Here is a 25,327-nt window from a genome sequence, read left to right on the forward strand (position 1 = left end):
TGCTAAACATTAACTGGGCCCCATTGAAACATAATAATTGGAAGTAGAAAGAAGATTCCAAAGGGGGAAGGTTAATGTTAAAAAGAGCTATTTCAATAGTAGTAACAGTATCGCTATTGACCGGTTTAATGATTTCTGCTGCCTGGGCGCAGCCGGAACAGCGGGCCGAAAGTAAGCCGCCATTGGAAACCACTGCGGAAGCCGCCTTTCTGATGGATTATCATTCCGGGTTAGTGATATTCAGCAAAAATCCGGACAAGCCCTTACCCATGGCCAGTGTTACAAAATTAATGACTATGCTGCTGGCCTGTGAGGCAGAAGCCAAGGGTCAGGTTAAATTAAGTGACATTGTTACAGCCAGTGAGTATGCCGCCGGCATGGGCGGCTCGCAGATATATCTTGAACCCGGTGAGGAACTTACATTTGAAGAATTGCTTATTTCCATCGCCACCGGGTCAGCCAATGATGCCAGTGTGGCAGTGGGTGAACACCTGGCCGGAAGTACAGAGGCCTTTGTGCAAATGATGAATGAAAGGGCCAAAGAGCTGGGATGTAAAAATACTAACTTTGTTAACCCAACGGGCCTGCCTGCCGAAAACCACTACACCAGCGCCAGGGATATGGCCCTTGTCATGCGTGAGGCATTAAAATACCCCTTGTTTAGAAAAATTTCAAGTATTTACGAGTATGATTTACGCGGTGGGGATTTTAAACTTTGGAATACCAATAAATTACTAAAGTGGTACCAGGGCTGCGATGCCGGTAAAACCGGATGGACCAATGAGGCCAAGTATTGTTTGGCGGCTTCTGCAGAACGGGACAAGCTGCGCCTGATATCTGTGGTATTGGGAACTGAAGAACCCAGAAGCCATTTTAGAGAGACAATGAAACTTTTCAACTATGGATTTGCCCGCTACCAGGCGGTGGTGCTGGCAGAGCAAGGTGAAAAAATTCAATCTGTGGAAGTTGATAAGGCAATGGCAGATACCGTTGATGTGGTGCCGGCAAAACGGATTTCCGTGGTTGTGCCCCGGGGCCAGGATAAAGGTATTAAAGGGGAGGTTCAGCTGCTGCCGACCCTGGTGGCCCCCATTGAAAAGGGACAGGTGGTGGGCACCTACCTTGTTACCCAAGAAGGGGATGAGTTATTGAGAGTAGATTTAGTTGCGGCAACAGATGTAGGCAAAGCATCACCTTTCCAGCTGATGGGCAAGGTGATAAACGAAGTATTTACAATGGATAAATAAACATTAAACCCAGTGCCCTTTTTAGTAGGCACTGGGTTATTTATATGCCGGGAGAGCATACAAAGTTTTAGCCTTTTAATTTGTAAGACTGTTGTGCATCTCAATAAAAGCCTTTAACATATCTGCCGATGCATGCATCAATTCCTCTGTATGTTCGGACTTGCGAGCCATTGAAAGCTTTTTGCCGGCTTGGTGTACCCTTATATGGGGCTCTTCCACTGCCACAAAGGCCTTATTGTTACTGTACTTATCCCTGTTGGCATCATACCACTTACCCAGGGCACACTCGTGGTGATTGGGCACCTCGAGCCCTTGGCCTGCTTCGGACATGACTTTTCTTAGGAAGTTTGCATGGTGTACTAATAAGCCGGCAAGTTTGGTAGAAAGGGAATCGTCATCTGAAATTTCCAGGTGCGGGTTTACAATGCTGCAGAGATAATCGCCCTCATGGGCCAGCATTTCACTGATATACTTAGAGTTTTTTTCCAGCGCATCTGATATGTCGGCTAAATTTTCGGCCATGGCAGCCTGTTCTTCCATGGCGCCGGTGATACTTTCGACCATCTTTCCGGACTCATCAAATTGTGCTGTTATATCTCTAATGGTATTAGCTACACTGTTAGAGTTTTCTAAATACTGCTCAAAGGATTTCTGTACATTTGAAATGTTGTCGCCTGTGGTGGAAAATTGGGTGTTCATTTCATCAGAGGTCTGCTTAACATTACTGACGGCTTCCTTGGTTTGGCCGGCCAATTTACGCACTTCTTCGGCCACCACATTAAACCCCCGGCCGGCATCTCCGGCGCGGGCAGCTTCAATGGCAGCATTTAGGGCCAGCAAGTTAGTTTGATCCGCAATGTCTGATACATTTTGACTGATGCTGTCTATATGTTTTATTTGATTGCTTAACTGATTGGCGTTTTCCACCATTTCGTTTAACACTGATTTAGCATGGTCGCCGATTGTGTTTAACTCATTGATTTTATTTATGCTTTCCTCTGTACTTAACATAACTTGCTCCATGGAGCTATTAATTTGTTGTATTGAGGCCGAAACTTCTTCTGTCATGGAAGCCATTTCTTGACTGGTGGATGCCACTTCAGATGACTTTTCATTTATTTCTTCCACCTTGAGCATGGCCAAAAAACAGATTAGCTCTGTGTGCGCCAGAGAAAAGGTGGTAATGGCAGAAACAAAATCTGCACGGCAGTCTGACATCCGTCTCCCCACACTGTTGTCAGCAACTGGTTTTTTAAAAAACATGGAAGAACACTCCCTTATTAAATAATTGTGGCGGCACTTAAGCTTATGTAATACATATAAGTTGGTTTGCCAAGTTTTGCTATCCAACTCATAATACTATTGTAACTACCAAAAATCAACATAAACAGCTAATTTTTATCAGTACCCTTCAAACTTGGGATACATAATTTTTAAAAACCACAAAATCCAACTGATAAATTATTGCCATTCGACATATATTGTGGTAATATATGGAAGGAAATAGCGCTTGCAAACCGAATACTATATAAATCCATCAATTAATAATTGGGGGGCTTTATTATGTATTGGAAACATGAACTGGAGGAGAATACTCTTTTTGTCAGATTGTCCGGTGAGTTTGATATTGCCGTTGCCGATAAGTTGAGGGCTGATTTAGACAATATACTGGACCAATCCCAGGTAAGGCATATGATTTTCAATCTTGCTGACGTAAACTATATTGACAGTTCCGGGCTGGGTGTGATTCTGGGTCGCTACAAAAGATTAAATAAGCAGGGTGGAAAAGTGGCCTTTGTCAGCCCACAACCCCAGGTGAGAAGGGTATTAGAACTTTCGGGTTTACTAACCATAATCAGTGAATATAGCGATGAGGATGAGGCTTTGAGGAAAATCGGGTAAGGGGTGTTTGGGTTGAGACTAATTAATCAGTTTAGATTACAGTTTAAAAGTACTGTAGACAATGTGGCCTTTGCCCGGGTGGCGGTGGCAGCCTTTGCCTCCCAACAGGACTATACGCTAAATGATCTGGAAGAGATAAAAGTTGCAGTTTCCGAGGCAGTAACAAATGCTATTGTGCACGGCTACGGGGGGGATGAAGAGCAAGAGGTAGAGCTTAGGGTGTCACTGACAGAAGACGGTATTGAAATAAGTATATCCGATACGGGAAGGGGCATTGAAGATATAAATACGGCACTGCAACCGGCCTATTCCTCTGATCCGGAGAGAATGGGCTTGGGTTTTGTTTTTATGCAGTCTTTTATGGATAAATTCCAAGTTGAATCTACGCCCGGTGAAGGCACAACGGTTCTCCTATTTAAAAAAGTAAATTATATTTCCGATGGCCCGGAAAATTAAGGCGGGGCACATAATGAGCGGAAGACTGCTGGAAATGAACCTGCCCCGTTTTCCCCTATTGAAAGATGAAGAGATGCGCAAATTAATAAAGAGAGCCCAATCGGGGGATAGTGAAGCCAGAGACAGGCTGGTTAATTGTAACTTAAAATTGGTTTTTAACCTGGTACATCGGTTTCAAAACCGTGGCTATGAACTGGAAGACCTTTTTCAAATAGGAACAATTGGGTTAATGAAAGCAATAGACAAGTTTGATTTAACCTATGACGTCAAGTTTTCTACCTACGCCGTGCCCATGATAGTTGGGGAAATAAGGCGTTTCTTGCGTGATGATAATCCGGTTAAGGTAAGCAGATCGCTAAAGGAAGCGGCTTACCGTATTCAGGTTACCAAAGATCGCCTGACTGCTAAAATGGGTAGGGAACCGAATATTGGGGAAATAGCGGAAGAGCTTGGCTGTACCCGGGAAGAGGTGGTCACTGCACTGGAAGCCTCACAAGCCCCCACCTCAATTTATGAGACCCTGCATCAAGACGATGGCGACCCCATCTATATCTTAGACCAGCTAAAAAGTGATGATGATGGGGACAGCCCCTGGTTAGACCACCTGGCGGTGAAGGAGATGTTAATAAAGCTGCCTGAACGGGACAGAAAAATTATTTTGTGGCGTTTCTTTGAGGATTTAACCCAATCAGAGGTTGCCCGACGTCTGGACCTATCTCAGGTGCAAGTATCAAGATTGGAAAGGCAGGCACTAAAAAAACTTCGCCAGCTGGCGGCAAATAATTAGACAAGGCATATATTTTTGTACTTTTAAAGGCGGACCTTCCTGTCCGCCTTTTTACTTATATTCCTACTTATGACGGTAAATTACATGCTCCATAAAAAGCACAGCCAGGGTCCCTATTACAAAGCCATTACCAAGGATGGGTATTAATAAAGGGGGAAAGACCTTAAGGGCATGGCTTGGCAGAAAAGACACTATAATCCCCAACATCAAAGGCAGACCGATTATTAAGCCATCCTCAAAGGTAAAAGTTTTGCTGCCAAAGGCTACAATTAGGCCTGCAGCAATCTGAGAACACATGATATACAATAAGACTATGCCTATGATTAAGACAGGTATGTTTCCTAGAAAAGCAACAAGCTTTGGTAAAAAGGAGATTACCAAAAGTCCAATGGCCGCAGGAACCAGGGTAAAACGGGAGGCGATGCCATTGGCTGCAATAATTCCTGTGCTTAGGGAGAAGTTGACAGTGCCAATCACATTTAAAAAACCCGCCAGCATATTGGATAAACCGGTCACAGCAATCCCCACTGTAATTCTCTTACTCATGTTGGAAGGGTTAATTAACTTTCCAACGGATTGGATAGAGCCCAGGTCATTTATTGAAAGGGCTAAAAAGCAAATTAAAAAGGAAATTAGCACCCCAAGATCTAAAGAAAAGCTAAATTCTGTTCCCCTTAAAAAGTTAGAGAAAGTATTATACTCAAAGCTACCCACCCATTCATATTGGGGCACAAAAGCCAAGTAAATTAAACTGCCCGCAATCAAAGCCCAAACAATTAAGGTGGATTTCCAGATGCCCGTTAATAACTTGTTAGCCAAAAACATTCCCATTATAAATATCAAGGCAAAACAGAGGTGAAAAAGCTCCATGCCGGCCTGGGGTACCGTTAAGATCAAATTTAAGATGGTGGGTGTCAGGGTGAGGGCAATTAAAATCAAAATGGCAGCAACCACCCTGGATGTAAATAGTTTTTCTAACTTAGCGAATAAACCGGTAATACTCAGCAGTGCTAAAATAGCTCCCCCCAGCATAATGGCAGAATAAATATCTTCAATGGTGCTATTTTGGCCGGCAACGATTGCTACTAATAAAACGGTTGCCGGACCGACAACCAAGGGTAATTTATGTCCTAAGAAGATTTGTATTAACAAGCTGACAGCAACCAGAAAAAATAATTTTTGCATATAGTGAACTTGGGTTCCGAGGTCACCGAAATGTAATCCTGCCACCACCTTGCCCACTATAATCACCGTCGGTAAGCTGATGGCAAACCACAGTAAGCCATATAAGAGGCTGTCTATTAAGGGAGGCTTTTCATCTAAACCATACTTTAGTTTAATACCGGCCAAATTAGCTACCACCTTTTCTGGGTTTTTATTTATTTTATCATAAAATTTTGACAAAGACGGAGATATATAGAATATGACTTTACAAAAATTTCATTGTTTTCCTTGTGCAGTATATTTTTTTCATAATGACACATAATACCATTGGTCTTACTATCTGCACATAAGGGAGGAAAATATTATGCACCATTCATTTGTCATTGAATTAAGTGGGGAATCCCCTGACGGCTGGCGTTCCGCTGTGCAAAGTGCCGTTACAGAGGCCAGTAAAAGCTTTGACAATATTACCGGTGTAGAAATTACCAGCCTAAAGGCAAAGGTTGAACATGGCCGCCTAACAGGGTACAAAGCCAACATGAAGATTTCATATTCTGAGTAACACAATGTTTTGGAGGTGGCAGTTTGGCGGACAAAAAAAGAGTTATTCTGATTACAGACGGTGACAGAATAGCAAAGGAAGCAGTGGAAACTGCCGCCAAAAACATCGGTGCCCGGTGTATCTCTTGCTCGTGGGGCAATCCCACCAGATTAACAGGTGAACAACTGTCTAAAGAAATAATGCGTGCGCCCCATGATCCTGTGGTGGTAATGCTGGATGACAGGGGCTTTCATGGGGAAGGCCCCGGTGAAAGCGCCCTGCGCTATATAGCAGAGCATCCGGATATAGAGGTTTTGGGGGTGGTGGCGGTGGCCTCCAACACTGAAGGGGTGGAAGGTGTGGTGGTGGATCAATCCATCACCAATGACGGAGAAATAATAGAGGGTCCGGTAGATAAAGACGGCTTTAGGTGTCCGGGGAATGGTACCATGCACGGTGATACAATTGAAATACTAAAAGAGCTGGATTTTCCGGTGGTAATTGGCATTGGCGATATTGGCAAAATGTGCGGTTACGATGATGTTTGTTACGGAGCGCCGGTCACAACAAAAGCGCTGCAGGAAGTTTTAAACAGGAGTGGTTATGGTGGCGACAGAATCGGTAAATAAGGAGGTCCGACTGGCAAAAAATATCGACATAAATATTAAGGTATTAAATGAGAAGTTGGGTGTGGACAAAAGCTACGATGTTATTTGCCGAAAAATGTCGGTGGCCGGTAAAAAAATTGCCCTCTATTATATCAACGGTATGGTTAAGGACGAGATTATGGCGCTTATACTGCGCAATCTTGATGAACTACAGCGTAAGGATATTGCCGTTAATACACTGGAAAAGTTGCTGAGCGCCCATATTAATCATGTTCAGGTACAATCAGAAGACGAAATTGATACCATTATCTTAAATATCATGTCAGGTCCCCTGGCGCTGCTGGTTGACGGGGAAGATAAGGCACTGGTACTTGATGTGCGCAACTATCCTGGGCGCATGCCGGAAGAGCCGGATTTGGAGAAGGTGGTGCGTGGTTCCCGGGACGGGTTTGTAGAAACCCTGCTTTTTAATTCCTGTTTAATTAGACGCCGTATTCGGGACCCCAGACTTCGCTTTGAGGTAATGCAAAGCGGTGTGCGTTCTAAAACGGATATTGTAATTGGCTACATAGAAGAGGTGGCCAACCCGGATACCGTTGAGGAGATTAAAGAACGCCTTGGGGCCATTAAGATTGACGGTTTGCCCATGGCTGAAAAGGCGGTGGAGGAACTAATTACCCCGGGCAGTTACTGGAATCCTTTTCCGAAGGTGCGCTATACTGAACGCCCCGATGTGGCAGCTGTGCATCTGCTGGAAGGAAGGGTGCTGGTTTTGGTGGATACCTCCCCCAGTGTAATCATCGCACCCTGTACACTGTGGGATCACATGCAGCATGTTGAAGAATTTCGACAAAACCCCACCGTCGGTATATATGTACGGTGGGTAAGGTATGTGGGAATTATAGTATCTGTGTTTTTGTTGCCCCTTTGGTTTTTGTTTGCCGTCCAACCGCAATTATTGCCCCCGGCACTAAAATTTATAGGGCCCAGCGAGGTCGGTAAAATACCCTTGTTTGTGCAGTTTTTAATGGCAGAGCTGGCTGTTGATTGGATAAGAATGGCAGCTATCCATACCCCTGCACCCTTAACCACCTCGCTGGGTATTGTGGCCGCCATATTAATTGGTGATATGGCAGTTGAAATAGGACTGTTTAATGCTGAAGTGGTATTATACACTGCGGTGGCAATGATTGGCCTCTTCCTCACCCCCAGCTATGAACTGTCTTGGGCCAATCGTTTAGTGCGCTTGTTTTTGTTGCTTGCGGTGGCGGCGCTGGGTTTGCCGGGGCTAATTATTGCCATGTTAATAGTAACGGTATATTTAATCAAAACCAAGTCCTTTGGCATTCCCTACCTATGGCCGGTTATTCCCTTTAATTTCAAATTTATAAAAACAATATTTTTACGCACCCCGGTATCAGTACAGAATACCCGGCCAAGTATTTTGAAACCAAAACAATGGAAGAGGCAGGAAAAGGGCAAAAGGAATGAGCAGTAGGCCCCCATGGAAAATAAAACTCCCACCTTTTTAGATGGGAGTTTTCTTGCTTCTTATCTGCATGGGCCTGGATAGTAACCACCGGGATTACCCATCAAGAGCAAAATAAGAATCAGGAAAATTAAAAAACTGTTGTCATTGCAGGGGCCGGGCATGGGGCCAGGGCCGGGGCCGGGATAGCATCCGCTCATGAAGCAAAACCTCCTTATTATTTGTATTCCCTGTATATTATGAAAGCAGTGGGTTTTTGGTGAATAATAAATATCCTTTAAAGGTGGCATATTTTGGCTTGTAAATGTTCATACTACAAAAAACTGTCTTTTTGGGAGGGAAGTTTATGCCTATTAAGGTGGGTATACCACGGGCATTGCTATATTACTACTACTACCCAATGTGGAAGGAATTTTTTGAAACCCTTGGCTGTCAAGTGGTGCTGTCAGACAAAACTACCAAGGGTATTTTGAATGAAGGGGTTAAGTCAGCGGTAGATGAGGCTTGTTTACCGATAAAACTGGCATTTGGACACCTGCTTAACCTGTCTAAAAAGAAGGTAGATTACATTTTTGTGCCCCGCTTGGTAAGTGTGGCCCACCGGGAGTATATTTGTCCTAAATTCTTAGGTTTCCCCGACATGGTGAAACAGAGTTTGGTAATAGAACCGACAATAATAGATGTGACCTTTAACCTGAGAAGGGGCAGGGATGAAGAAAAAAGGGCCTTTAGGCAAGTGGCAGTGCATTTTACCGGCAACCCCTTTAAAATATGGCAGGCCTACCGGCGGGGAAAAGGGGCCCAGCACACCTTTGATCAACTGCTGTTGGAAGGGTATTTACCCGAAGAGGCTTTTGATATTATGTATGGCGGTAAAAGGCCTAAAGGCAATAGGGATGATAAAGAGTTAAAGGTGGCGGTAATTGGTCATCCATATAACATTTATGACCCTTATATCAGCATGAATTTGATTAATCGCCTAGGTGATATGGGTGCCAAAGTGGTCACAGCGGACAACCTGTCTGCCGCAGATATTGAGCGGGAAACCAGAAAGTTGCCAAAAAAAATTTTCTGGACCCTTGGCCGGCGCATGATTGGGGCAGGCTACTATTATGGTGAAAACAAAATAGACGGTATTATTCACATTGCAGCCTTTGCCTGTGGGCCAGACTCCATGACCGGCGAACTAATAGAAAGAAGTAATCGGCAAAAGCGGCGGGTGCCGTTTTTAAACCTGACGCTGGATGAACACACCGGGGAAGCCGGTGTAATAACCAGAATAGAAGCCTTTTTAGATATGGTCCGTTGGCAAAAGGCAAAACAGGCGGCACAAACCGGCAGTTAACAGCTCTTGTAGAAAAAGGTTTTGATGACAGATGTTTTACTTATAAATTTAATTGGAGGTAGAGATGAAGGTTACTTTTCCACACATGGGCAATCTTTATATTTGCGTCAAGGGCATGTTGGAGTACCTGGGCATTGAAGTGGTGCTGCCTCCACCCTGCAGTAAGCGCACCCTAACCCTGGGGGCCAAATATGGCCCTGAGTTTGCCTGTATGCCCCTGAAACTCAACCTAGGTAATTTTATTGAGGCATATGAGCTGGGGGCTGATACCATAATGATGGCCGGCGGTTGTGGCCCCTGCCGATTTGGTTACTACGCCCAGGTGGAGCATGCCATTCTAAAGGATTTGGGTTATCACTACAAAATGGTGGTGTTAGAACCGCCGGATAAACACATCACTGAATTGACAGCTCGTATAAGTGAAATAACAGGAAGAAAATCCTGGTTGCAGGTAATAAGGGCCATTCGCTATGGCTACTTAAAAAGCCGGGCGGTGGATGAGGTGGAAATGCTGTCATATAAAATTCGACCCCGGGAGCTGCGCATGGGAGAAACAGACCGGGCATTGGCCCAGGCATTGAAAGAAATTGAAAAGGCCGATAATCCCCAAGAACTAAAGGCGGCAGCACTGCGGGGTAAAGAAATTATGTACAGTGTTGCAGTTGATCCCCACCGCCCGGTAATAAAGGTGGCCTTGATTGGCGAAATTTACACCCTATTAGAGCCCTTTGCCAACTTTAACATTGAAAGACATTTGGGGCGCATGGGGGTGGAAGTGGATCGTTCCTTACACCTCAGTGAATGGATAAATGACCACCTCTTTATGGGCTTAATTAAGGGCATCCGCAGCAGCAAGGCCTATCGGGAAAGTGCAAAACCTTTCTTAAATCATTTTGTTGGCGGCCACGGCATGGAAACCATAGGCAGTATTTCAGTGTACGCCCGCCAGGGTTTTGACGGTGCCGTGCAGGTATTTCCCTTTACCTGTATGCCGGAAATTGTGGCGCAGAGCATAATTCCCAAGGCGGCGGCAGCGGCAGATATGCCGGTACTCACCCTAATAGTTGATGAACACTCGGGCGAAGCGGGACTGATTACCCGTCTGGAAGCATTTATCGATTTATTGGCACGCCGTAAACACCATAGAGCCATGGGGCAGTAGTTGCCTTTGGGTATTGCTTTAATACTTCTATATATAATAAGGAGGATTATTTGAACAGGTGACAGGATATTTGGGAATAGATGTGGGTTCTGTAAGTACAAATATAGTTTTTATCAATGAAGATAACCAAGTGCTGGAGGCAATTTATCTGCGCACCCAGGGCCAGCCTATCCGAACGGTACAGCATGGTTTGCGCGAACTGGCTAAACAACTGCCGGCCAGTACAATAATAAAGGGTGTGGGCACCACCGGCAGTGCCAGGCACTTAACATCGGTGGTTGTGGGTGCCGATGTGGTGAAAAACGAAATCACTGCCCATGCCGTGGCAGCCTCTCAACAGGTGCCGGGTGTGCAAACAGTGCTGGAAATAGGCGGGCAAGATTCAAAAATAATTATACTGCGCAACGGCGTGGTGGCAGACTTTGCCATGAACACTGTTTGTGCCGCCGGCACAGGGTCATTTTTGGATCAACAGGCCAGCCGACTGAATGTACCCATAGAAGAATTTGGTGATTTATCGCTGCGCAGTAACACGGCGGTGCGCATTGCCGGCCGCTGTGCGGTCTTTGCAGAGTCTGATATGATTCATAAACAACAAATGGGCTTTGAACTGCCGGATATACTGGCCGGCCTGTGTGAGGCATTGGTGAGAAACTACCTAAACAACGTGGGTAAAGGCAAAGAGATATTGGCTCCGGTGGCATTTCAGGGAGGCGTTGCAGCCAATATTGGCATGCGCAAGGCCTTTGAAAAGGCCTTGGGTGTGGAAGTACACGTTCCCAAGCATTTTGACGTTATGGGTGCACTGGGTGCGGCCCTGCTGGCCAAAGATGCAGTGGCAAAGGGCAAGACCACCAGGTTTAAAGGCTTTGGTGTGGCAGACAGCAGTTTTTCGGCAGGAAGCTTTGAGTGCGACGGCTGTCCTAACCTTTGCGAGGTGATAGAAATTCTGGAACAGGGAGTAACAATAGCCCGTTGGGGTGACCGATGCGGCAAATGGGCCAACGCCCTGGCCAGGGAGGAAGAAAAAATCAGCTAGTTTAAACATTTGAATTGGCTTGCGCCTGGTTTTTTGCTCGACGCAAGCCATTTTTTTTGCAGGTAAATGTCCTTTGGGGCTTGTATATATTTAATTAACCAGTTAGCCTTTACATTGTCTATAATTGTTGATAGGCTATAATATATGCCAACTTATAAAAAATGATTAAAAATTATTAATGAGGTGATTTAAAAAATGGCTGCTGTTTTACAAGCAACGGCAAGAGAGGGCATGAAAAAATCCAGACTTACGCAACTTCGTCAACAGGGTAACGTACCCGGTGTGGTATACGGCAAGTCCTTTGGCAACCAACCTGTCTTTGTGGATGAGAAGGCCTTTATTAAGACTTTGCGGTCAGAAGGGAAAACAGGTGTTATCAGTTTAGATATTGAAGGTAAGAAAACAAATGTCATGATTTATGATACGCAATTCGATCTGGTAAAAAATCAATTTGTTCATGTGGACTTTTATGCTGTGGATATGAATGTGGAAATGGATGCCAATGTGCCTGTTAGATTGATTGGCGAAGCAGAAGGTGTAAAAATGGGAGGCTTATTACAGCAGATGTTGTACGAGCTTTCTGTGCGGGCATTACCGGTGGACATCCCCGATGCCATAGAAGTAGATGTATCGGAACTGGCCATTAATGGTTCAATAATGGTAAAAGATTTAACGGAGGGAGCAAATTACAAGTTCAATAACGAACCGGACGAAGTTATTGTTTCTGTTCTTGCTCCGGTTCAAGAACAAGGAGCCGAAACAGAAGAAGAAACCGAGGCCGGCGATGCGGCTGTTTCTGACGGAGAAGGTGCGGAATAATAAAGAGAGAAGATATGTGTATTCTAAGGGTATAATCGTCACAGGTTATACCCTTTTTACCTATTGTCTTGACCTTTAACTTTTTGCTGTGTTAAGATATCTTAAATAGTTGTATATGTTGCCTCATCTTCTTAACCGAGGGTGTGGTAGAGGCTGCGAATGGCAAGAGTACTCCCAAGGAGAAGCGGTTTGATGAATTGGGAGGAAAGGGTTATTCGCCGAAGTGCGGCAGTAAACCGTAACCTGCCGGGCTGGGTCGGCATTCGAACAGAGGCCGAACTGTCACGCAGCGACTAACTGCTGTGTGGTGCGCTATCTCACAGGTCTAAGAGGTATTCTAAGGTCAAGTATATGCGATCCACAGGATACCATTAGGGTTACTGTAGGATCGCTTCTGTTTTTATTTTAACTGACCACACCCACAGGCACTGGCAACTTGCCTTTTTTTTCTTTTATATGCACAAAGGAGCACCTCAATGGCGTAATATTTACTGAGGAGGTTTATTGAGATGAAGTTACAGGGCACAATGCGCATAAATGATAAAGGGCATTTAGAGATTGGTGGCTGTGATACGGTAAAGCTGGCCCAGGAATACGGTACGCCCCTGTATGTGATAGATGAGCAGCACTTTCGTCAAAATTGCCGGAGCTTTTACCAAGCCTTTACCGAAAAATACGGGGCCCATGTGCTGTATGCCGGTAAATCCTTACTTACTTTAGCAGTGTGCCGTATTATTGATGAAGAAGGACTGGGATTAGATGTTGTTTCCGGCGGTGAACTTTACACTGCCATAAAGGCTAATTTTCCCATGGAACGGGTATATTTTCACGGTAATAACAAATCCCCCGAAGAACTAAAGCTGGCCTTGGAATATAAGGTGGGCCGCTACATGGTGGATAACCTGTATGAACTGGACTTATTAAATAAACTGGCCGGTGAAATGGCTACCGAAGCCAATGTTATGCTCAGGCTAACCCCAGGGGTGGATGCCCATACCCATGAATACATCAGAACAGGCCACATCGACTCTAAATTTGGCCTGGTGATAGAAAACGGTCAGGCTATGGAGGGTGTGCGCCGGGCCCTGGAGTTAGAACATATTAATTTACGTGGCTTCCACTGCCACATTGGATCTCAAATATTTGAACTGCAGTCTTATGCCCACACTGCCAAAGTAATGATGGAATTTGTACGGCAGGTGCGGGATGAAACCGGTTTTGAGGCCACGGAGCTTGATTTGGGAGGCGGCCTTGGCATTTACTATGTAGAAGGTGATGAACCCGGTTCAGTGGCCAACTATGCAGATATTGTGATGACCACGGTAAGGGAAGAGGCTGGGCGTCATAATCTTCCCATGCCCAAGGTGATGGTGGAACCGGGCCGTTCAATAGCAGGGCCGGCCGGTACTACCTTATATAGGGTTGGCTCAATTAAAAATATCCCAAATGTGCGCAAGTATGTGGCCGTTGACGGCAGCATGGGTGACAATCCCCGCCCGGCCTTGTATCAGGCTAAATACGAAGGATACCTGGCCAACCGCATGAAGGAACAGGCAACGGAACTTGTATCTGTGGCCGGAAAATGTTGCGAATCCGGGGATATGCTCATTTGGGACTTGCCGCTGCCGGAAGCGCGTCCGGGAGACCTTTTAGCCGTTGCCGCCACCGGTGCCTATAATTACACCATGTCCATGAATTATAATCGACTGCCCCGCCCTGCCATGGTATTGGTATTTGAAGGAAAATCCAACCTAATATTAAGGCGGGAGAGCTACGACGATCTGTTGAGAAACGATATCATTCCTGAAAGATTAAAAAATAGGAGTTAAATTGTCGCTTATAAAATTGCTTTGGTTCCCTGTAGCACCCGTACGGGTGCTTTTTTTCAACCCTTTATTATGTTATAATGTAAAGTATTGCAAAATGGGGAGGAGTGCAACTGTATGGAGATTATTACTTCTCACAACAATACTGATTTTGATGCACTGGCAGCCATGGTAGCTGCGCAAAAATTATACCCCGATGCTGAGTTGGTTTTTCCGGGAAAATTGTCACGCAACGTGGAAGAGTTTTTGGCTTTACATAAAGATATGTTGAAAATAAAACCGGTAAAACTGATTGACATGAAAAAAGTACGCCGGTTGATTATTGTAGATAACCACAGTGCCAAGCGGATAGGAAAAATGGGCCAGTTGATGAAGGATCCCAAGGTAGAAATACATGTATACGACCATCATCCGGCCACCGAGTGTCATCTAAATCATCAGATATCGGTTATAGAACCGGTGGGAGCTGCAGCCACCCTTTTGGTGGAACGAATCAGGGATAGAAATATACCGATTACCCGGTTGGAGGCTACTATTTTAGCCCTTGGTATCTATGATGATACGGGCTGTATGGTGTTTTCCAGCACTACCCCCCGGGATGTGGAAGCAGTGGCCTATTTGTTGAGCAAGGGGGCCAATCTCAGTGTGGTGGCTGAATTTTTAGGCCGTCCACTTACCGGCGACCAGCAGGCACTGCTTAAAAAATTACTAGTTACTTCAGAACGCCATAATATAAATGGGGTTAAGATACTGGTTGCCCATGGCAGTAGCGATGATTTTATTGACGGATTGGCACTTCTAACCCATAAGCTGGCAGAAATAGAACAGGTTGATGCGGTTTTTGTTGCTGTGGAAATGATAGACAGGGCACACCTGGTATGCCGCAGTTCGCTGCCTGAGGTTAATTGCCAAGATATTATGGCTTCCTTTGGGGGCGGCGGCCACATTGCTGCCGCTTCAGCCACTATAAAGGGCACTGAACTGCAGGCCCTGGTGGAGCAATTACTGGCGGTAATTAAAGAAAAGGTGCGCCCCATGATGGTGGCGGCAGATATAATGTCCAGTCCTGTTAAGACAGTATTTCCGGAAACAAAAATAGAAGAGGCTAACCGGGTAATGCTGCGCTACGGCCATACCGGCTTGCCGGTGGTGCGGGGTTTAGAAATGGTCGGTGTAATATCCCGCCGGGACGTAGAAAAGGCAATGCACCATGGCTTGGGCCATGCCCCGGTAAAGGCATATATGAATGTTAACGTACACACCACCAAGCCCGATGTGCCGCTTTCTATGGTGCAAGATATGATGATTGAATTTGACATTGGCCGGCTGCCGGTGGTTAATGATGAAGGCAAGGTGGTGGGCATTGTATCCCGCAGCGATGTGCTGCGCACCCTACATAGTGATTTTCAAGACAGGTATCAAACTACCTTTAAACAAAGCAACTACAGCCATGCACGTTTTAGAAATATGATGAAAAGAACCCTGCCCGAAAGAATTATGCAAATCCTGTACCTGGTGGGCGAACTGGCCCAGCAGCATGATTATAGGGTATATGCCGGCGGGGGAATAGTGAGGGACGTATTTCTTAACGTGGAAAACTTTGATGTGGACCTAATCGTGGAAGGGGACGCCATAACACTGGCTAAGGCTTTGGGCAAGGAGTTGGGCGGCAAAGTGCGCACCTATGAAAAATTTGGCACCGCAGAGGTTTCACTGTTAGACGGTTCATGGGTGGATATGGCCACTGCCAGGGTGGAGTTTTATGAATATCCTGCGGCCTTGCCCACTGTGGAAACATCTTCACTGCGCCATGACCTATACCGGCGGGATTTTACCATCAATGCCATGGCCATATCTTTGAACCCCGGCTCCTTTGGTGAACTGGTGGATTACTTTGGGGGCCGTGACGACCTTTATGCCGGCATTGTAAGGGTGCTGCATAACTTAAGCTTTGTGGAAGACCCCACCCGCATCTTGAGGGCGGTGAGATTTGAGCAGCGGTATCAAATGCACATGGATCCCCAGACCTTGCACCTGTTAAAAGAGGCAATGCGGCAAGAGGTGCTCTCCAGAGTCTCCGATGACCGGATATGGCATGAGTTAAAGATAATCTTAAATGAGCCTGAACCTGCTGACATATTACACCGGCTTGCAGACCTGGGTGTGTGGGATCAAATCTTTCCTGACATTACCTATTGGGAGGTTCAGCCCATCCTTGAAGAAATGCCCCAGGCATTAATGGTGCTGCGCAATTGGGGCTGGGCTGAACCGGCAGAAAAGTGGTTACCATATTTTATAACTATAGTACATTGGAGCAGTCTGGACACTGCAGCCAAAACATGTAAGCGGTTTATGTTGGGCCGCAGGCAAACAGAGAAGGTACTTACCACCATTGAACACTGGCGGGGTGCATTGGCTAAGCTGTCCTCACCGGAGGATATGAGGATTTCCCAACTGGCACAAATACTGCAACTGCTGCCCCGGGAGGCCTACCCAATGTTTTTGGCGCTGATGGAAGATAAGGTAGCCATTAAACGCTTCCGTAAAGTAATGGAGATGGTGAGAGATAATAAGCCCACAGTAAATGGGAGAGATTTAAAGGAAATGGGCTTTAAACCCGGACCCTTCTACCGCAAAGCACTGGATGCACTGTGGCAGGCAAGACTGGACTCTGTAGTTAAAACCCGGGAAGAAGAGCTGGCTTTCGTAAAAGTATATATGCAAAAGCTGCAAAAGGAGGAAAAAGCCAGTGTTTAGTTTTCCATCTCCGTATGATATTGCCATATTATTGCCGGCAATTGTTATCGGTTTGACTTTCCATGAATATGCCCACGCCTGGGCGGCAGATAAACTGGGAGATCCCACCGCAAGGTATATGGGGCGCCTTACCCTTAATCCGGTGCCGCATATTGATCCCATAGGTTTAATCATGCTGTTTTTATTCAAATTTGGTTGGGCCAAACCGGTGCCGGTAAACCCGGTCAGGCTGAGGGGAAATATGCGGCGCAGCATGATGTTAGTTTCTGTGGCCGGGCCCGCCACCAATATTATTATTGCAACGGTGGCATCATTATTTTTTGGTTTGATACTCTTATTTGAATCGATACATTTAGTTCATATTATGAATAACATAATTTTAATTAACGTTATTTTAGCAATATTTAATTTACTGCCTGTACCGCCCCTTGACGGGGGAAAAATATTGGCAGGTTTACTGCCCGGTGAACAAACTTGGCTAATATATTTGGAGCAGTATGGAGTAATTGTAATACTGCTGCTTATGTTTACAGGTGTGCTGGCAAAGGTGCTTTGGCTAGTGATAGGGCCCTTACTGACAGTAATGGAAACACTAAAGGCAATAAGCATAGGTATTTTTGGTATTATTTTTTAGGTCTAACAAAAGAAAGGAGCATTACCAGTGACAAAGGGTACCATTTTAAGCGGCATGCGTCCTACCGGAAGGCTGCACATTGGACACTTAAGCGTATTAGAAAACTGGGTACGCTTACAGGAAGAATATAACTGTTATTATGCAATTGCCGATTGGCATGCGCTGACCACTGCCTATGATGAAACAGAGCATATAAAAGAAAACATTAAGGAAATGCTAGTGGACTGGTTGGCTGCGGGCTTAGATCCTGAAAAATGCACCATCTTTGCGCAGTCACAGGTGCCCCAGCACGCTGAGCTGCATTTAATGTTTTCCATGAGTACGCCCCTTTCTTGGTTAGAGCGGGTACCCACCTATAAAGATCAAGTACAACAGTTGGGCAAAATGGGTAAAGACATAAACACTTACGGTTTTCTTGGCTACCCATTACTACAGGCTGCCGATATTCTGGTTTACCGTGCAGATGCAGTTCCGGTGGGAGAGGATCAGCTGCCTCACCTGGAATTGACTAGGGAGGTGGCTCGCCGCTTTAATCACCTGTACAAACCGGTTTTTCCCGAGCCAAAGGCGCTACTGTCCAAGGTAAAGCTTTTGCCTGGGGTAGATGGCAGAAAAATGAGTAAGAGCTATTTAAACATTATCACACTGGCAGCGGATCAGGAAGAACTAAAGAAACAAGTTAACGCCATGGTTACTGACCCGGGCCGCATAAGAAAAACAGATCCCGGCAACCCGGATGTATGTGTAGTGGACAAGTACCAAGGCATCTATGCAAGTGCGGAGCATGAAGATATTCGAGAGCAGTGCCGTAAAGGTGCCATTGGCTGTGTACAGTGCAAAAAGAAACTGTACCAATTGTTAGAAGAACAACAAAGCCCCCTGCGCCAACGCCGTATGGAGGTGTTGAAGCGCCCTGGCTACCTGGATGAAATTCTTCACGAGGGAGCCATTAAGGCCAGAAAGGCAGCCCAAGAAACAATGGAAGAGGTACGGGCAGCAGTGGGGATTTAATTTTAAATAAAAACCCATGGGGCATTTAAACTTTGGTTAGGAAGATTTCCAAACAGGGGTGAGAGGTTTGGCATATACTGTGCGGCTGGATGCCTTTGAGGGGCCGTTGGACTTACTGCTGCACTTGATAGAAAAAGATCAGCTGGATATACAAGACATACCCATCGCCTCTATTACCGCCCAGTACTTCGAGTATTTAGAAACCATGAAACAAATGGACCTGGAAGTAACCAGTGAATTTTTAGTAATGGCTTCAACCTTGCTGGCCATTAAAACACACACCCTGCTGCCGAAACCGGAGCTAATATCGGAAAATGCCGAAGAAGAACCAGACCCCCGGCAGCAGTTGGTGCAGCGCTTGTTAGAGTACAAACAGTATAAAGAGGCAGCCATGTGCCTAAAGGAACGCCAGCAGGTGCAGGGGCGGGTATTTACCAGGCCCAATAGTTTAGAAATGTATCAACACCTAATTCGCCCGCCGGAGCCCTTGGCCGGAATTGATTTCAATGAACTTCTTAAAGCACTGCAGGCTGTACTTGAACGGGCAGTGAAGGTAATACCGCCCAAGGTACGGGCAGAGGAAATAAAAATCCAAGATAAAATAGGGCACATTTTAAGAAGGTTGGTATTGTACCCCAAGGGAATGCCTTTTAGGGCCGCTTTTTCTAAAAATGCCAGCCGAGCGGAAATTATAGTTACTTTTTTGGCTTTACTGGAACTCTTGCGCATGGGCCAGGTGGAATTGGAACAAAAGGATAGAAATGCTGAGATAATGATTTTACCGGCAAAGGGAGAATTCACCGAATATGACGGTGTTATTTCGTGATTACTCAAAAAGTGTTATAGAGGCCTTGCTGTTTGTAACCCCTGAACCCCTGTCCCTGGCAAAAATTTGCCAATTGGCAGAGTTGGAAGAGGCGGTGGCCATAGAGTTGATTAAAGAACTGCAAGGTGAATACCGGCGAGCCAACCGTGGTTTACAGGTGGTGGAACTGGCAGGGGGCTGGCAGTTGGCCACCAAGCCGGAGTTTGCCCCGTATATAGAAAGATTATATAAGCGGCGATCTAACACCACCCTTACCCGGGCAGCCTTGGAAACACTGGCCATTATAGCCTATCGACAGCCGGTAACCAGGGTAGAGCTGGAATTAATTCGCGGCGTAAACTCAGACAGCAGCCTAAACACCTTGCTAGAACGTGGATTAATAGAAGAAAAAGGAAGAAGGGAAGCTCCGGGCCGACCGGTACTTTATGGCACCACCGATACTTTTTTAAAGCATTTTGGCTTTAAGGATCTTTCAGAACTTCCTGACCTAGAAAACTTTTTAGAAGAAATAAAAGAGAAAGAATTTGATTAAGATTAATATATTTGAATAAAAGTACCCCTCCGGCGAAAAATAATAAAAAAGCAAGGAGGGGTACTTTTGCGAATAAAAGCGATTATGTTGGCCCTTGTGGCTGTATTACTCTTGTTGCATGGCTGTGCCAAACAAGAGCCACAACAAAAGCCGGAGACAATAGTGGTGCCGGAAGTATCCAGTATTTCCTTTGATATTATTGAATTGGATCAAGCCCCCCATGTGGTGCGGCGTATGGTAAAAGACATGAAAGATCAAGAATTTGCAACTTGGGCAGTTGTGGATGGCACGGCATACATTGTTCTTGTACCGGGGGCCACCGGTGATAACATGAAGGTGGAAATTGATGAAATAGAGCAGCGGGTGCCGGAGGAAAATTATAGTTGGTTAAATGTCAGCATCAAATATATGGCCAACGAAGAAGATGAAGCTGAGCCGGTGGTGGCCAAGTTTGATCTGAAAAAGACCCCCAAGGCGGTGGGGTTTCAAACCGATAGGGTAGACGCAATATTGGCCCCCACCCCCCGGAACCCCAAGCAGGCAGCTGCATCCCAGCAGCAAGAACAGAAAAGTTTAGAAGAGGGAAAAGAAGATAAGATAAGGCCCACATCCATTAGAATAACCCGGCCCACCGGCGGTGAAGTGGTGAGCAGCCCGGTACAAATAACAGGAAGGGTGGATGGTATTAACGGTGAATTGCGGGCAAGGCTTAAAAACTCATCGGGCCTAGTCTTGGCCGAAAAGCCTGTAAAGGTGACTGACTCTGAATTTGAAGTTTCGCTGTCATTTTCAGTTTCACAGAAGGAGCAGGGATTGGTGGAAGTTTTTCAAATTCATCCCCAAGAAGATACCGTACTAAGTAAAACTGCGGTGTCGGTAACAATACAGCCGTAAATAAAAAGCAGTTTGGTATGCCGGCAGGATAAGGCTGCAGAATTAAAGACTATGTTGGAAAGTATTAAAAGAGCGACCACAGGGACGGTTCTCCATGTAAGCAAAAATGCGACAAGAGAGAATCGTCCCCTCTGTCGCATTTGGTTATTATTTTATTAAGCTTACCGTCACCTTAAACAGGTCACCGTCCAAATCAATATCCATGCTGCCGCCGTGTAGATCGACGATGGATTTGGCGATGGCCAGACCCAGGCCTGAGCCCTCAGCGGAGATTTGCCTTCAGCCGGCAATTCCGATCCCAGCTTGCCCTGCACCAGTTCATTGGTATTCAGCACAATCTGATTAAAGCGGCCGGCATTTTTGATAATAAGCACCAAAATCGGTATGCCGATTACAATCAAGAGCGGTCCATAAATTAGTATGATTTGCGGTTCCAGCAGTACCACCACCGCCCCGACCCCAAAGGCAAACACCACCGCCAATAGAAACAGTACCTGGAAACCGATACTGCGAATCACGGATTTTGCAAATATGCATCGCCAGAGTATTTTCGGCATTATACCCCGGTTCATTCCATACCCGCTGGTAAATTTCGTTAATGGAAAAAACCCGCCCGGCATTGGTCATCAGCAGTTCCAATATTTTATACTCTGTGGGGGTTAATTTTACCGGTTCACCGTGGGCGGTAACCTGTTTGGCTTCTTGGTCCAATATGAGCCCGTTCAAGTCAATCACTTGCCGGGCACCATGGTAGGTACCCAGGCTGACGTATCTTCGCAACTGGGATTTAACCCGGGCAGTCAGCTCCAAGTGGTTAAAGGGTTTAGTAACATAATCATCGGCCCCCACTTGCAAACCGAGGATTTTATCGGTGTCCTCACTTTTGGCGCTGAGGATAATAATGGGGATATTTTTTTTGCTCCCGGATTTTAAAGGTGGTGGCAATGCCGTTCAGCCGAGGCATCATGATATCTAAAATAATAAGGTGAATATCATGTTCGTTTAATTTTTCAATGGCTTCAATACCGTCCTTGGCCTTGAAAACTGTTAAGCCCTCGTTTTTTAGGTATATTTCAATGGCATCCTGTATTTCCCGATCGTCAGCCACAACCAAAACACAATAATTATCCCTCTTCATGATTAACCATCTTCCACCCTCTTTTATAGTTGTCTTCTGTAGTCCTTGGACTATCCTCATTATAAGGGGTAATCCTTAATATTTGGCCGATATAATCCTTAAGAATTCCTTAATTTTAATTACAAACCTAAGCATTAGTAAAATTTCAAGGGAAGTTTTTACTACACTGGTTTATTTGTGCTAAGATGATAATAACCGACAAAACAACTAACTTATTAGAAAGGAAGGTCAGTTAGCAAAGTGAAAAGGTTTAAAGCACTACTACTATTTTTATCTTTAACTTTAGTTTTGGCCGGGTGTGGAGCTTCCTCCGGCCCCGCCAGTGAAATGGTGGATTTTGACGGATTTATTGTAATGGACTATGAAGAAAAGAGCGAGCAAGCCAACTGTAGCATTAACTATGCCGGAAATGCAGAAAAAATAGGTCAAAAGGTGATGCAAGGTTATGTTTGTTTTGTCGGGTCGGAAGGCAGCACTATGTACATCAGCGAAGATAAAAAACTGTACTTGCGCAAGCCCAACAGTGAAGCAATGGAAGTCAGCAAAAACATTGAAAACTTCAGTGTGCAACATGTCCATGACGGTCAGATACTTTTTTCTACCTACACCGACAGCCTTGCAGACTACTACCTAGTTGATGCAAGCACCGGTGAAAAGGAAAAATTTGTTTCCCAAGTGTCCCTTTTAGAAAATACCGCCGATTTAGCCACCATGGCCTTTATTGATAAGGACGGCAACCTCTATATTAAACAGCAAGATGCCGAAAAGGAAAAGATAGCCTCCGGTGTGTATGGTATGGATTTATCTGCCGATGGACAGTACCTATGGTACTCCACTGAAAATGGCTTTTATCTTTACTCTGCAAAGGCAAAGGATAAAGAAAAACTGACATCGGATTATTGCTACTACCAGTCCTTTGGACCGGATAACACTTTAGCCTACCTAATCAGCGACGATGCCGGCCATGGGGGCGGTTATTTATATAGCAAGGCAGTGGGTAAAGAGGCTAAAAGACTGGGAGCTGACGTGACCGATTATGCGGTGACTGCCAAGGGTATTATTTATCAAAACTTGGATGGGGAATTGTATATCACTAACGGCGAGGCCAAGGAAAAGATTGCTGCCGGTGTAGTTGAATTTCTGGCATCTGCCGGCGGTCAGCTGGTCTATTACATAGATGAGGATGCCATCCTCTATCGGGCCGATACAGGCAAGGAAAAGAAAAAGGAAAAAATATTAGCGGACCTAACAAAGTGGCATTTTAACGGTGAACGGTTTGCCTGTATTACCGATGGCAATGAGCTGTACGTCATGGACGGCAGCAGCGAAAAGGTGCTGGTGGAAGACAATGTCAAAGATTTTGTCATGCTGACAATCTCAAATAATATAGCTTATCTAACCGATGATAATGAAATTAAGCTGTTCAAAAAGAGCGGAGAACAGCCCACGGTGGTAATTGACAATGCCAACAAACACAACTGCATTTACTACGGCAACGATATTTTGTTTGTAAAAATGCTGACCTTAAGTGACATCAAGGGCAGTTGGAAAGATACCTTTGAGTATGAAATGCCGGAAGCAATTAAGCATCTAATTGTTGAGATCGCCAACAACAATATCAGCTTCTATGCCTTTGGCACCAAGCTGCTTACCGCTAAAGTGGAATTGACTCCCTTTTCCCTCACCACAGGCCGGCTCTCCTTTGTGGACGTAAGGGTGGAAGAATCGCCGGAACTATATGAGATACAGGACATGTTTGGTTTTGAGGTCGCCGCCTTAGAGTATGAGATTATGCATGAAAGCATTTGGATTGAAAAAACTGAGCAAGACACCCTTGTTTTTGAAGATAAAGCGCTAACTAAAATCAGCAAAGAGGAATTTGAGGATTTGCTCAACAAGCAAAAAGAAGTGATGAACAATGTTAAGCAATCAATTAATCAACTATCTAACCTGGGTTATGGCGATTTTGCTTACATGGCCCAGGACGGCAATTTGCGGGGGGGCCCGGGTACCAATTATCAGGTGGTAGGTAAGTTGAAAGGGGATGCCGAATTATTTATCGACGACTTAGAAATAGCAGAAGACGGGACCCTATGGATAAGGGTTTACAGCGATTATTATGACGAATATGATCGGTACCGCTACCTGGAGGGGTGGGTATCATCCCAATTGGTAAAGACGGTATACTAATAATGAAACGGGCTGTCGGGGACAATAATGATATGCTCCCCCTTGAGCAGACACTTGAAATAACAATAATTTAGGACTGCGCAAGGGGGAGCAGTTCAGCCAGGACCAAGGTTCTGGCTTTTTATTTTGCCTTTAGCTCACACAGTTTGCCATAATGTATATCTATTGGAAGAATAGGAAAAATAAGTTAAGAGCTAGTTTTAACCGGGAGGGTGGCCATGTTATTTTTGATATGTACAGTGCTGATCATAATGCTATTCATGGTGGCCCTTTTAAATATGGATTTAATAATAATTTTATTTTATCAACGGGATGATCTTGATGATTTATTGCATGTGGAATTAGTCTTATGGAAACTACCCCCGTATAAAATAAAAATTTCTACAATGGATTTAAAGGCCAAGCTATCGGGTATTGGTATAAAATTTAAAGGGAAAACAGGCAAATCGGGTGCCGTGGTGAGAAGAATCGTCACCACGCTGTTAAGTCATCCCGAGGAACAAAATGATATGAGTGATGCTGCAACAACACTTAAAGTGCCCTTCCAATGGAAGAAAATGAAAAAAAAGATTAAAAGGGTAAGGGAACTGCATGATCACTTTTGGCCGGCAACAGAGTTTTTATTAAGCAACACTCGCTGCCTACACCTTACATGGCAAACTGGGTTTGGCACAGGTGATGCAGCGGTAACGGGCTGGAGCACCGGCATAGGATGGACTGTAAAGACAGCGCTTGTTCGATTATTATACAAATATCTTGTTCCGCCACCAAAACCACCCCGATTGGTTATTAAGCCGGAGTTTAACAAAAAGTGTTTTCATACTACCCTTGACTGCGCCTTTAAAGTAAAGCTTTATTATTTAGCCCGGGCTGGAATAAGGCTGTTAAAGGTAAGGATGAAAAAGAGAAAATATTTTGCTAAAGGATAGCATAATTCATCTTTCTATCGGTCATATTATG

At 45.1% G+C, this 25,327-nt stretch carries 24 protein-coding genes, 1 pseudogene and 1 riboswitch; of the genes and pseudogenes, 20 read left to right on the plus strand and 5 right to left on the minus strand.

Features of this window, described 5'->3' with window-relative positions:
• Positions 1–74 precede the first annotated feature (74 nt).
• Positions 75–1,247, plus strand: a complete 1,173-nt coding sequence (locus BR02_RS0105955; RefSeq protein WP_031515166.1) for a D-alanyl-D-alanine carboxypeptidase family protein — start codon at positions 75–77, stop codon at positions 1,245–1,247.
• 75 nt (positions 1,248–1,322) lie between these two features.
• On the opposite strand, the gene BR02_RS0105960 is transcribed toward BR02_RS0105955, so the two are convergent.
• On the minus strand, positions 1,323–2,510 hold the full coding sequence (locus tag BR02_RS0105960; protein WP_034638944.1) for a methyl-accepting chemotaxis protein: 1,188 nt from the start codon (positions 2,508–2,510) through the stop codon (positions 1,323–1,325).
• A 300-nt stretch (positions 2,511–2,810) separates the two neighbouring features.
• On the opposite strand from BR02_RS0105960, the gene spoIIAA reads away from it, so the two are divergent.
• Genes spoIIAA through sigF form a run of 3 tightly spaced genes read left to right on the plus strand, consistent with a single transcriptional unit; the run spans position 2,811 to position 4,392 of the window.
• Entirely contained in the window at positions 2,811–3,149 is a 339-nt protein-coding gene (gene spoIIAA / locus BR02_RS0105965; RefSeq protein ID WP_031515170.1) for an anti-sigma F factor antagonist, read from the plus strand.
• Between the two features lie 12 nt (positions 3,150–3,161).
• Positions 3,162–3,605 carry an anti-sigma F factor gene (gene spoIIAB, locus BR02_RS0105970; RefSeq protein ID WP_031515172.1) on the plus strand — a complete coding sequence of 148 codons (444 nt, stop codon included), beginning with the start codon at positions 3,162–3,164 and terminating at the stop codon, positions 3,603–3,605.
• Positions 3,606–3,618: 13 nt separating this feature from the next.
• Positions 3,619–4,392 carry an RNA polymerase sporulation sigma factor SigF gene (gene sigF, locus BR02_RS0105975; RefSeq protein ID WP_031515174.1) on the plus strand — a complete coding sequence of 258 codons (774 nt, stop codon included), beginning with the start codon at positions 3,619–3,621 and terminating at the stop codon, positions 4,390–4,392.
• Between the two features lie 63 nt (positions 4,393–4,455).
• Here sigF and BR02_RS0105980 read toward each other — a convergent pair whose 3' ends face one another.
• A complete protein-coding gene (locus BR02_RS0105980) occupies positions 4,456–5,742 on the minus strand; it encodes a uracil-xanthine permease family protein (protein ID WP_031515176.1) in 1,287 nt (428 codons plus the stop codon).
• A gap of 178 nt (positions 5,743–5,920) precedes the next feature.
• On the opposite strand from BR02_RS0105980, the gene BR02_RS0105985 reads away from it, so the two are divergent.
• From BR02_RS0105985 to BR02_RS0105995, 3 genes are read left to right on the plus strand one after another with little or no spacing between them, the layout of a single operon-like run.
• Positions 5,921–6,118, plus strand: a complete 198-nt coding sequence (locus BR02_RS0105985; protein WP_031515178.1) for a dodecin family protein — start codon at positions 5,921–5,923, stop codon at positions 6,116–6,118.
• A 23-nt stretch (positions 6,119–6,141) separates the two neighbouring features.
• A complete protein-coding gene (spoVAEA, locus tag BR02_RS0105990) occupies positions 6,142–6,726 on the plus strand; it encodes a stage V sporulation protein SpoVABEA (protein ID WP_031515241.1) in 585 nt (194 codons plus the stop codon).
• Positions 6,701–8,203 (plus strand): spore germination protein, encoded by a 1,503-nt coding sequence (locus BR02_RS0105995; RefSeq protein WP_031515181.1) that lies wholly within the window; start codon positions 6,701–6,703, stop codon positions 8,201–8,203. The genes spoVAEA and BR02_RS0105995 overlap by 26 nt, the downstream gene beginning before the upstream one ends.
• Positions 8,204–8,256: 53 nt before the next feature.
• Here the strand turns inward: BR02_RS0105995 and BR02_RS15395 are convergent, their stop codons facing one another.
• Complete coding sequence (locus tag BR02_RS15395; protein ID WP_157834931.1) at positions 8,257–8,394, minus strand: hypothetical protein; 138 nt, start codon at positions 8,392–8,394, stop codon at positions 8,257–8,259.
• Positions 8,395–8,540: 146 nt separating this feature from the next.
• Between BR02_RS15395 and BR02_RS0106005 the strand changes: the two genes are divergently transcribed.
• The 11 genes from BR02_RS0106005 to BR02_RS0106060 all read left to right on the plus strand — a co-directional run bounded on the left by BR02_RS0106005 (position 8,541) and on the right by BR02_RS0106060 (position 21,039).
• Positions 8,541–9,539 (plus strand): acyl-CoA dehydratase activase-related protein, encoded by a 999-nt coding sequence (locus BR02_RS0106005; protein ID WP_031515183.1) that lies wholly within the window; start codon positions 8,541–8,543, stop codon positions 9,537–9,539.
• Positions 9,540–9,603: 64 nt separating this feature from the next.
• On the plus strand, positions 9,604–10,701 hold the full coding sequence (locus BR02_RS0106010) for a CoA protein activase (protein WP_031515185.1): 1,098 nt from the start codon (positions 9,604–9,606) through the stop codon (positions 10,699–10,701).
• A 58-nt stretch (positions 10,702–10,759) separates the two neighbouring features.
• Entirely contained in the window at positions 10,760–11,740 is a 981-nt protein-coding gene (locus BR02_RS0106015) for an acyl-CoA dehydratase activase (protein WP_031515187.1), read from the plus strand.
• Positions 11,741–11,935: 195 nt separating this feature from the next.
• The gene (locus BR02_RS0106020) at positions 11,936–12,559 is read left to right on the plus strand and encodes a 50S ribosomal protein L25/general stress protein Ctc (protein WP_034638945.1); all 624 of its coding nucleotides are present in this window, start codon (positions 11,936–11,938) and stop codon (positions 12,557–12,559) included.
• 139 nt (positions 12,560–12,698) lie between these two features.
• Positions 12,699–12,882: riboswitch (Lysine riboswitch) on the plus strand.
• Positions 12,883–13,068: 186 nt separating this feature from the next.
• Positions 13,069–14,388, plus strand: coding sequence for a diaminopimelate decarboxylase (gene lysA, locus BR02_RS0106030; RefSeq protein WP_031515191.1), 1,320 nt, complete (start codon positions 13,069–13,071; stop codon positions 14,386–14,388).
• A gap of 114 nt (positions 14,389–14,502) precedes the next feature.
• Entirely contained in the window at positions 14,503–17,142 is a 2,640-nt protein-coding gene (locus BR02_RS0106035) for a CBS domain-containing protein (RefSeq protein ID WP_031515193.1), read from the plus strand.
• Positions 17,135–17,776: a site-2 protease family protein gene (locus BR02_RS0106040; protein WP_031515195.1), complete on the plus strand. Its 642-nt coding sequence runs from the start codon at positions 17,135–17,137 to the stop codon at positions 17,774–17,776. The genes BR02_RS0106035 and BR02_RS0106040 overlap by 8 nt, the downstream gene beginning before the upstream one ends.
• Before the next feature lie 27 nt (positions 17,777–17,803).
• Positions 17,804–18,787: a tryptophan--tRNA ligase gene (trpS, locus tag BR02_RS0106045; RefSeq protein ID WP_084170951.1), complete on the plus strand. Its 984-nt coding sequence runs from the start codon at positions 17,804–17,806 to the stop codon at positions 18,785–18,787.
• A 67-nt stretch (positions 18,788–18,854) separates the two neighbouring features.
• Positions 18,855–19,613 carry a segregation and condensation protein A gene (locus BR02_RS0106050; RefSeq protein WP_051688152.1) on the plus strand — a complete coding sequence of 253 codons (759 nt, stop codon included), beginning with the start codon at positions 18,855–18,857 and terminating at the stop codon, positions 19,611–19,613.
• Complete coding sequence (gene scpB, locus BR02_RS0106055; protein WP_031515201.1) at positions 19,594–20,145, plus strand: SMC-Scp complex subunit ScpB; 552 nt, start codon at positions 19,594–19,596, stop codon at positions 20,143–20,145. Before BR02_RS0106050 ends, scpB begins: the two co-directional genes overlap by 20 nt.
• 66 nt (positions 20,146–20,211) lie before the next feature.
• Positions 20,212–21,039, plus strand: coding sequence for a Gmad2 immunoglobulin-like domain-containing protein (locus BR02_RS0106060; RefSeq protein WP_031515203.1), 828 nt, complete (start codon positions 20,212–20,214; stop codon positions 21,037–21,039).
• A 167-nt stretch (positions 21,040–21,206) separates the two neighbouring features.
• Here the strand turns inward: BR02_RS0106060 and BR02_RS16050 are convergent, their stop codons facing one another.
• Both BR02_RS16050 and BR02_RS14375 read right to left on the minus strand, forming a co-directional pair.
• Positions 21,207–21,596, minus strand: coding sequence for a hypothetical protein (locus tag BR02_RS16050; RefSeq protein ID WP_337999125.1), 390 nt, complete (start codon positions 21,594–21,596; stop codon positions 21,207–21,209).
• Positions 21,553–22,177: pseudogene (locus BR02_RS14375) on the minus strand (response regulator transcription factor); the annotation flags it as partial. The gene BR02_RS16050 and the pseudogene BR02_RS14375, both read right to left, overlap by 44 nt.
• 240 nt (positions 22,178–22,417) lie before the next feature.
• Here BR02_RS14375 and BR02_RS0106070 point away from each other — a divergent pair.
• Together BR02_RS0106070 and BR02_RS14750 are read left to right on the plus strand one after the other, a co-directional pair.
• Positions 22,418–24,367: an SH3 domain-containing protein gene (locus tag BR02_RS0106070; RefSeq protein ID WP_031515205.1), complete on the plus strand. Its 1,950-nt coding sequence runs from the start codon at positions 22,418–22,420 to the stop codon at positions 24,365–24,367.
• Positions 24,368–24,585: 218 nt separating this feature from the next.
• Positions 24,586–25,296 carry a DUF2953 domain-containing protein gene (locus BR02_RS14750; RefSeq protein WP_031515207.1) on the plus strand — a complete coding sequence of 237 codons (711 nt, stop codon included), beginning with the start codon at positions 24,586–24,588 and terminating at the stop codon, positions 25,294–25,296.
• Positions 25,297–25,327 lie beyond the last annotated feature (31 nt).

This window comes from Desulfofalx alkaliphila DSM 12257 (genome assembly GCF_000711975.1).
GTDB classification, from domain to species: Bacteria; Bacillota; Desulfotomaculia; order Desulfotomaculales; family Desulfohalotomaculaceae; genus Desulfofalx; species Desulfofalx alkaliphila.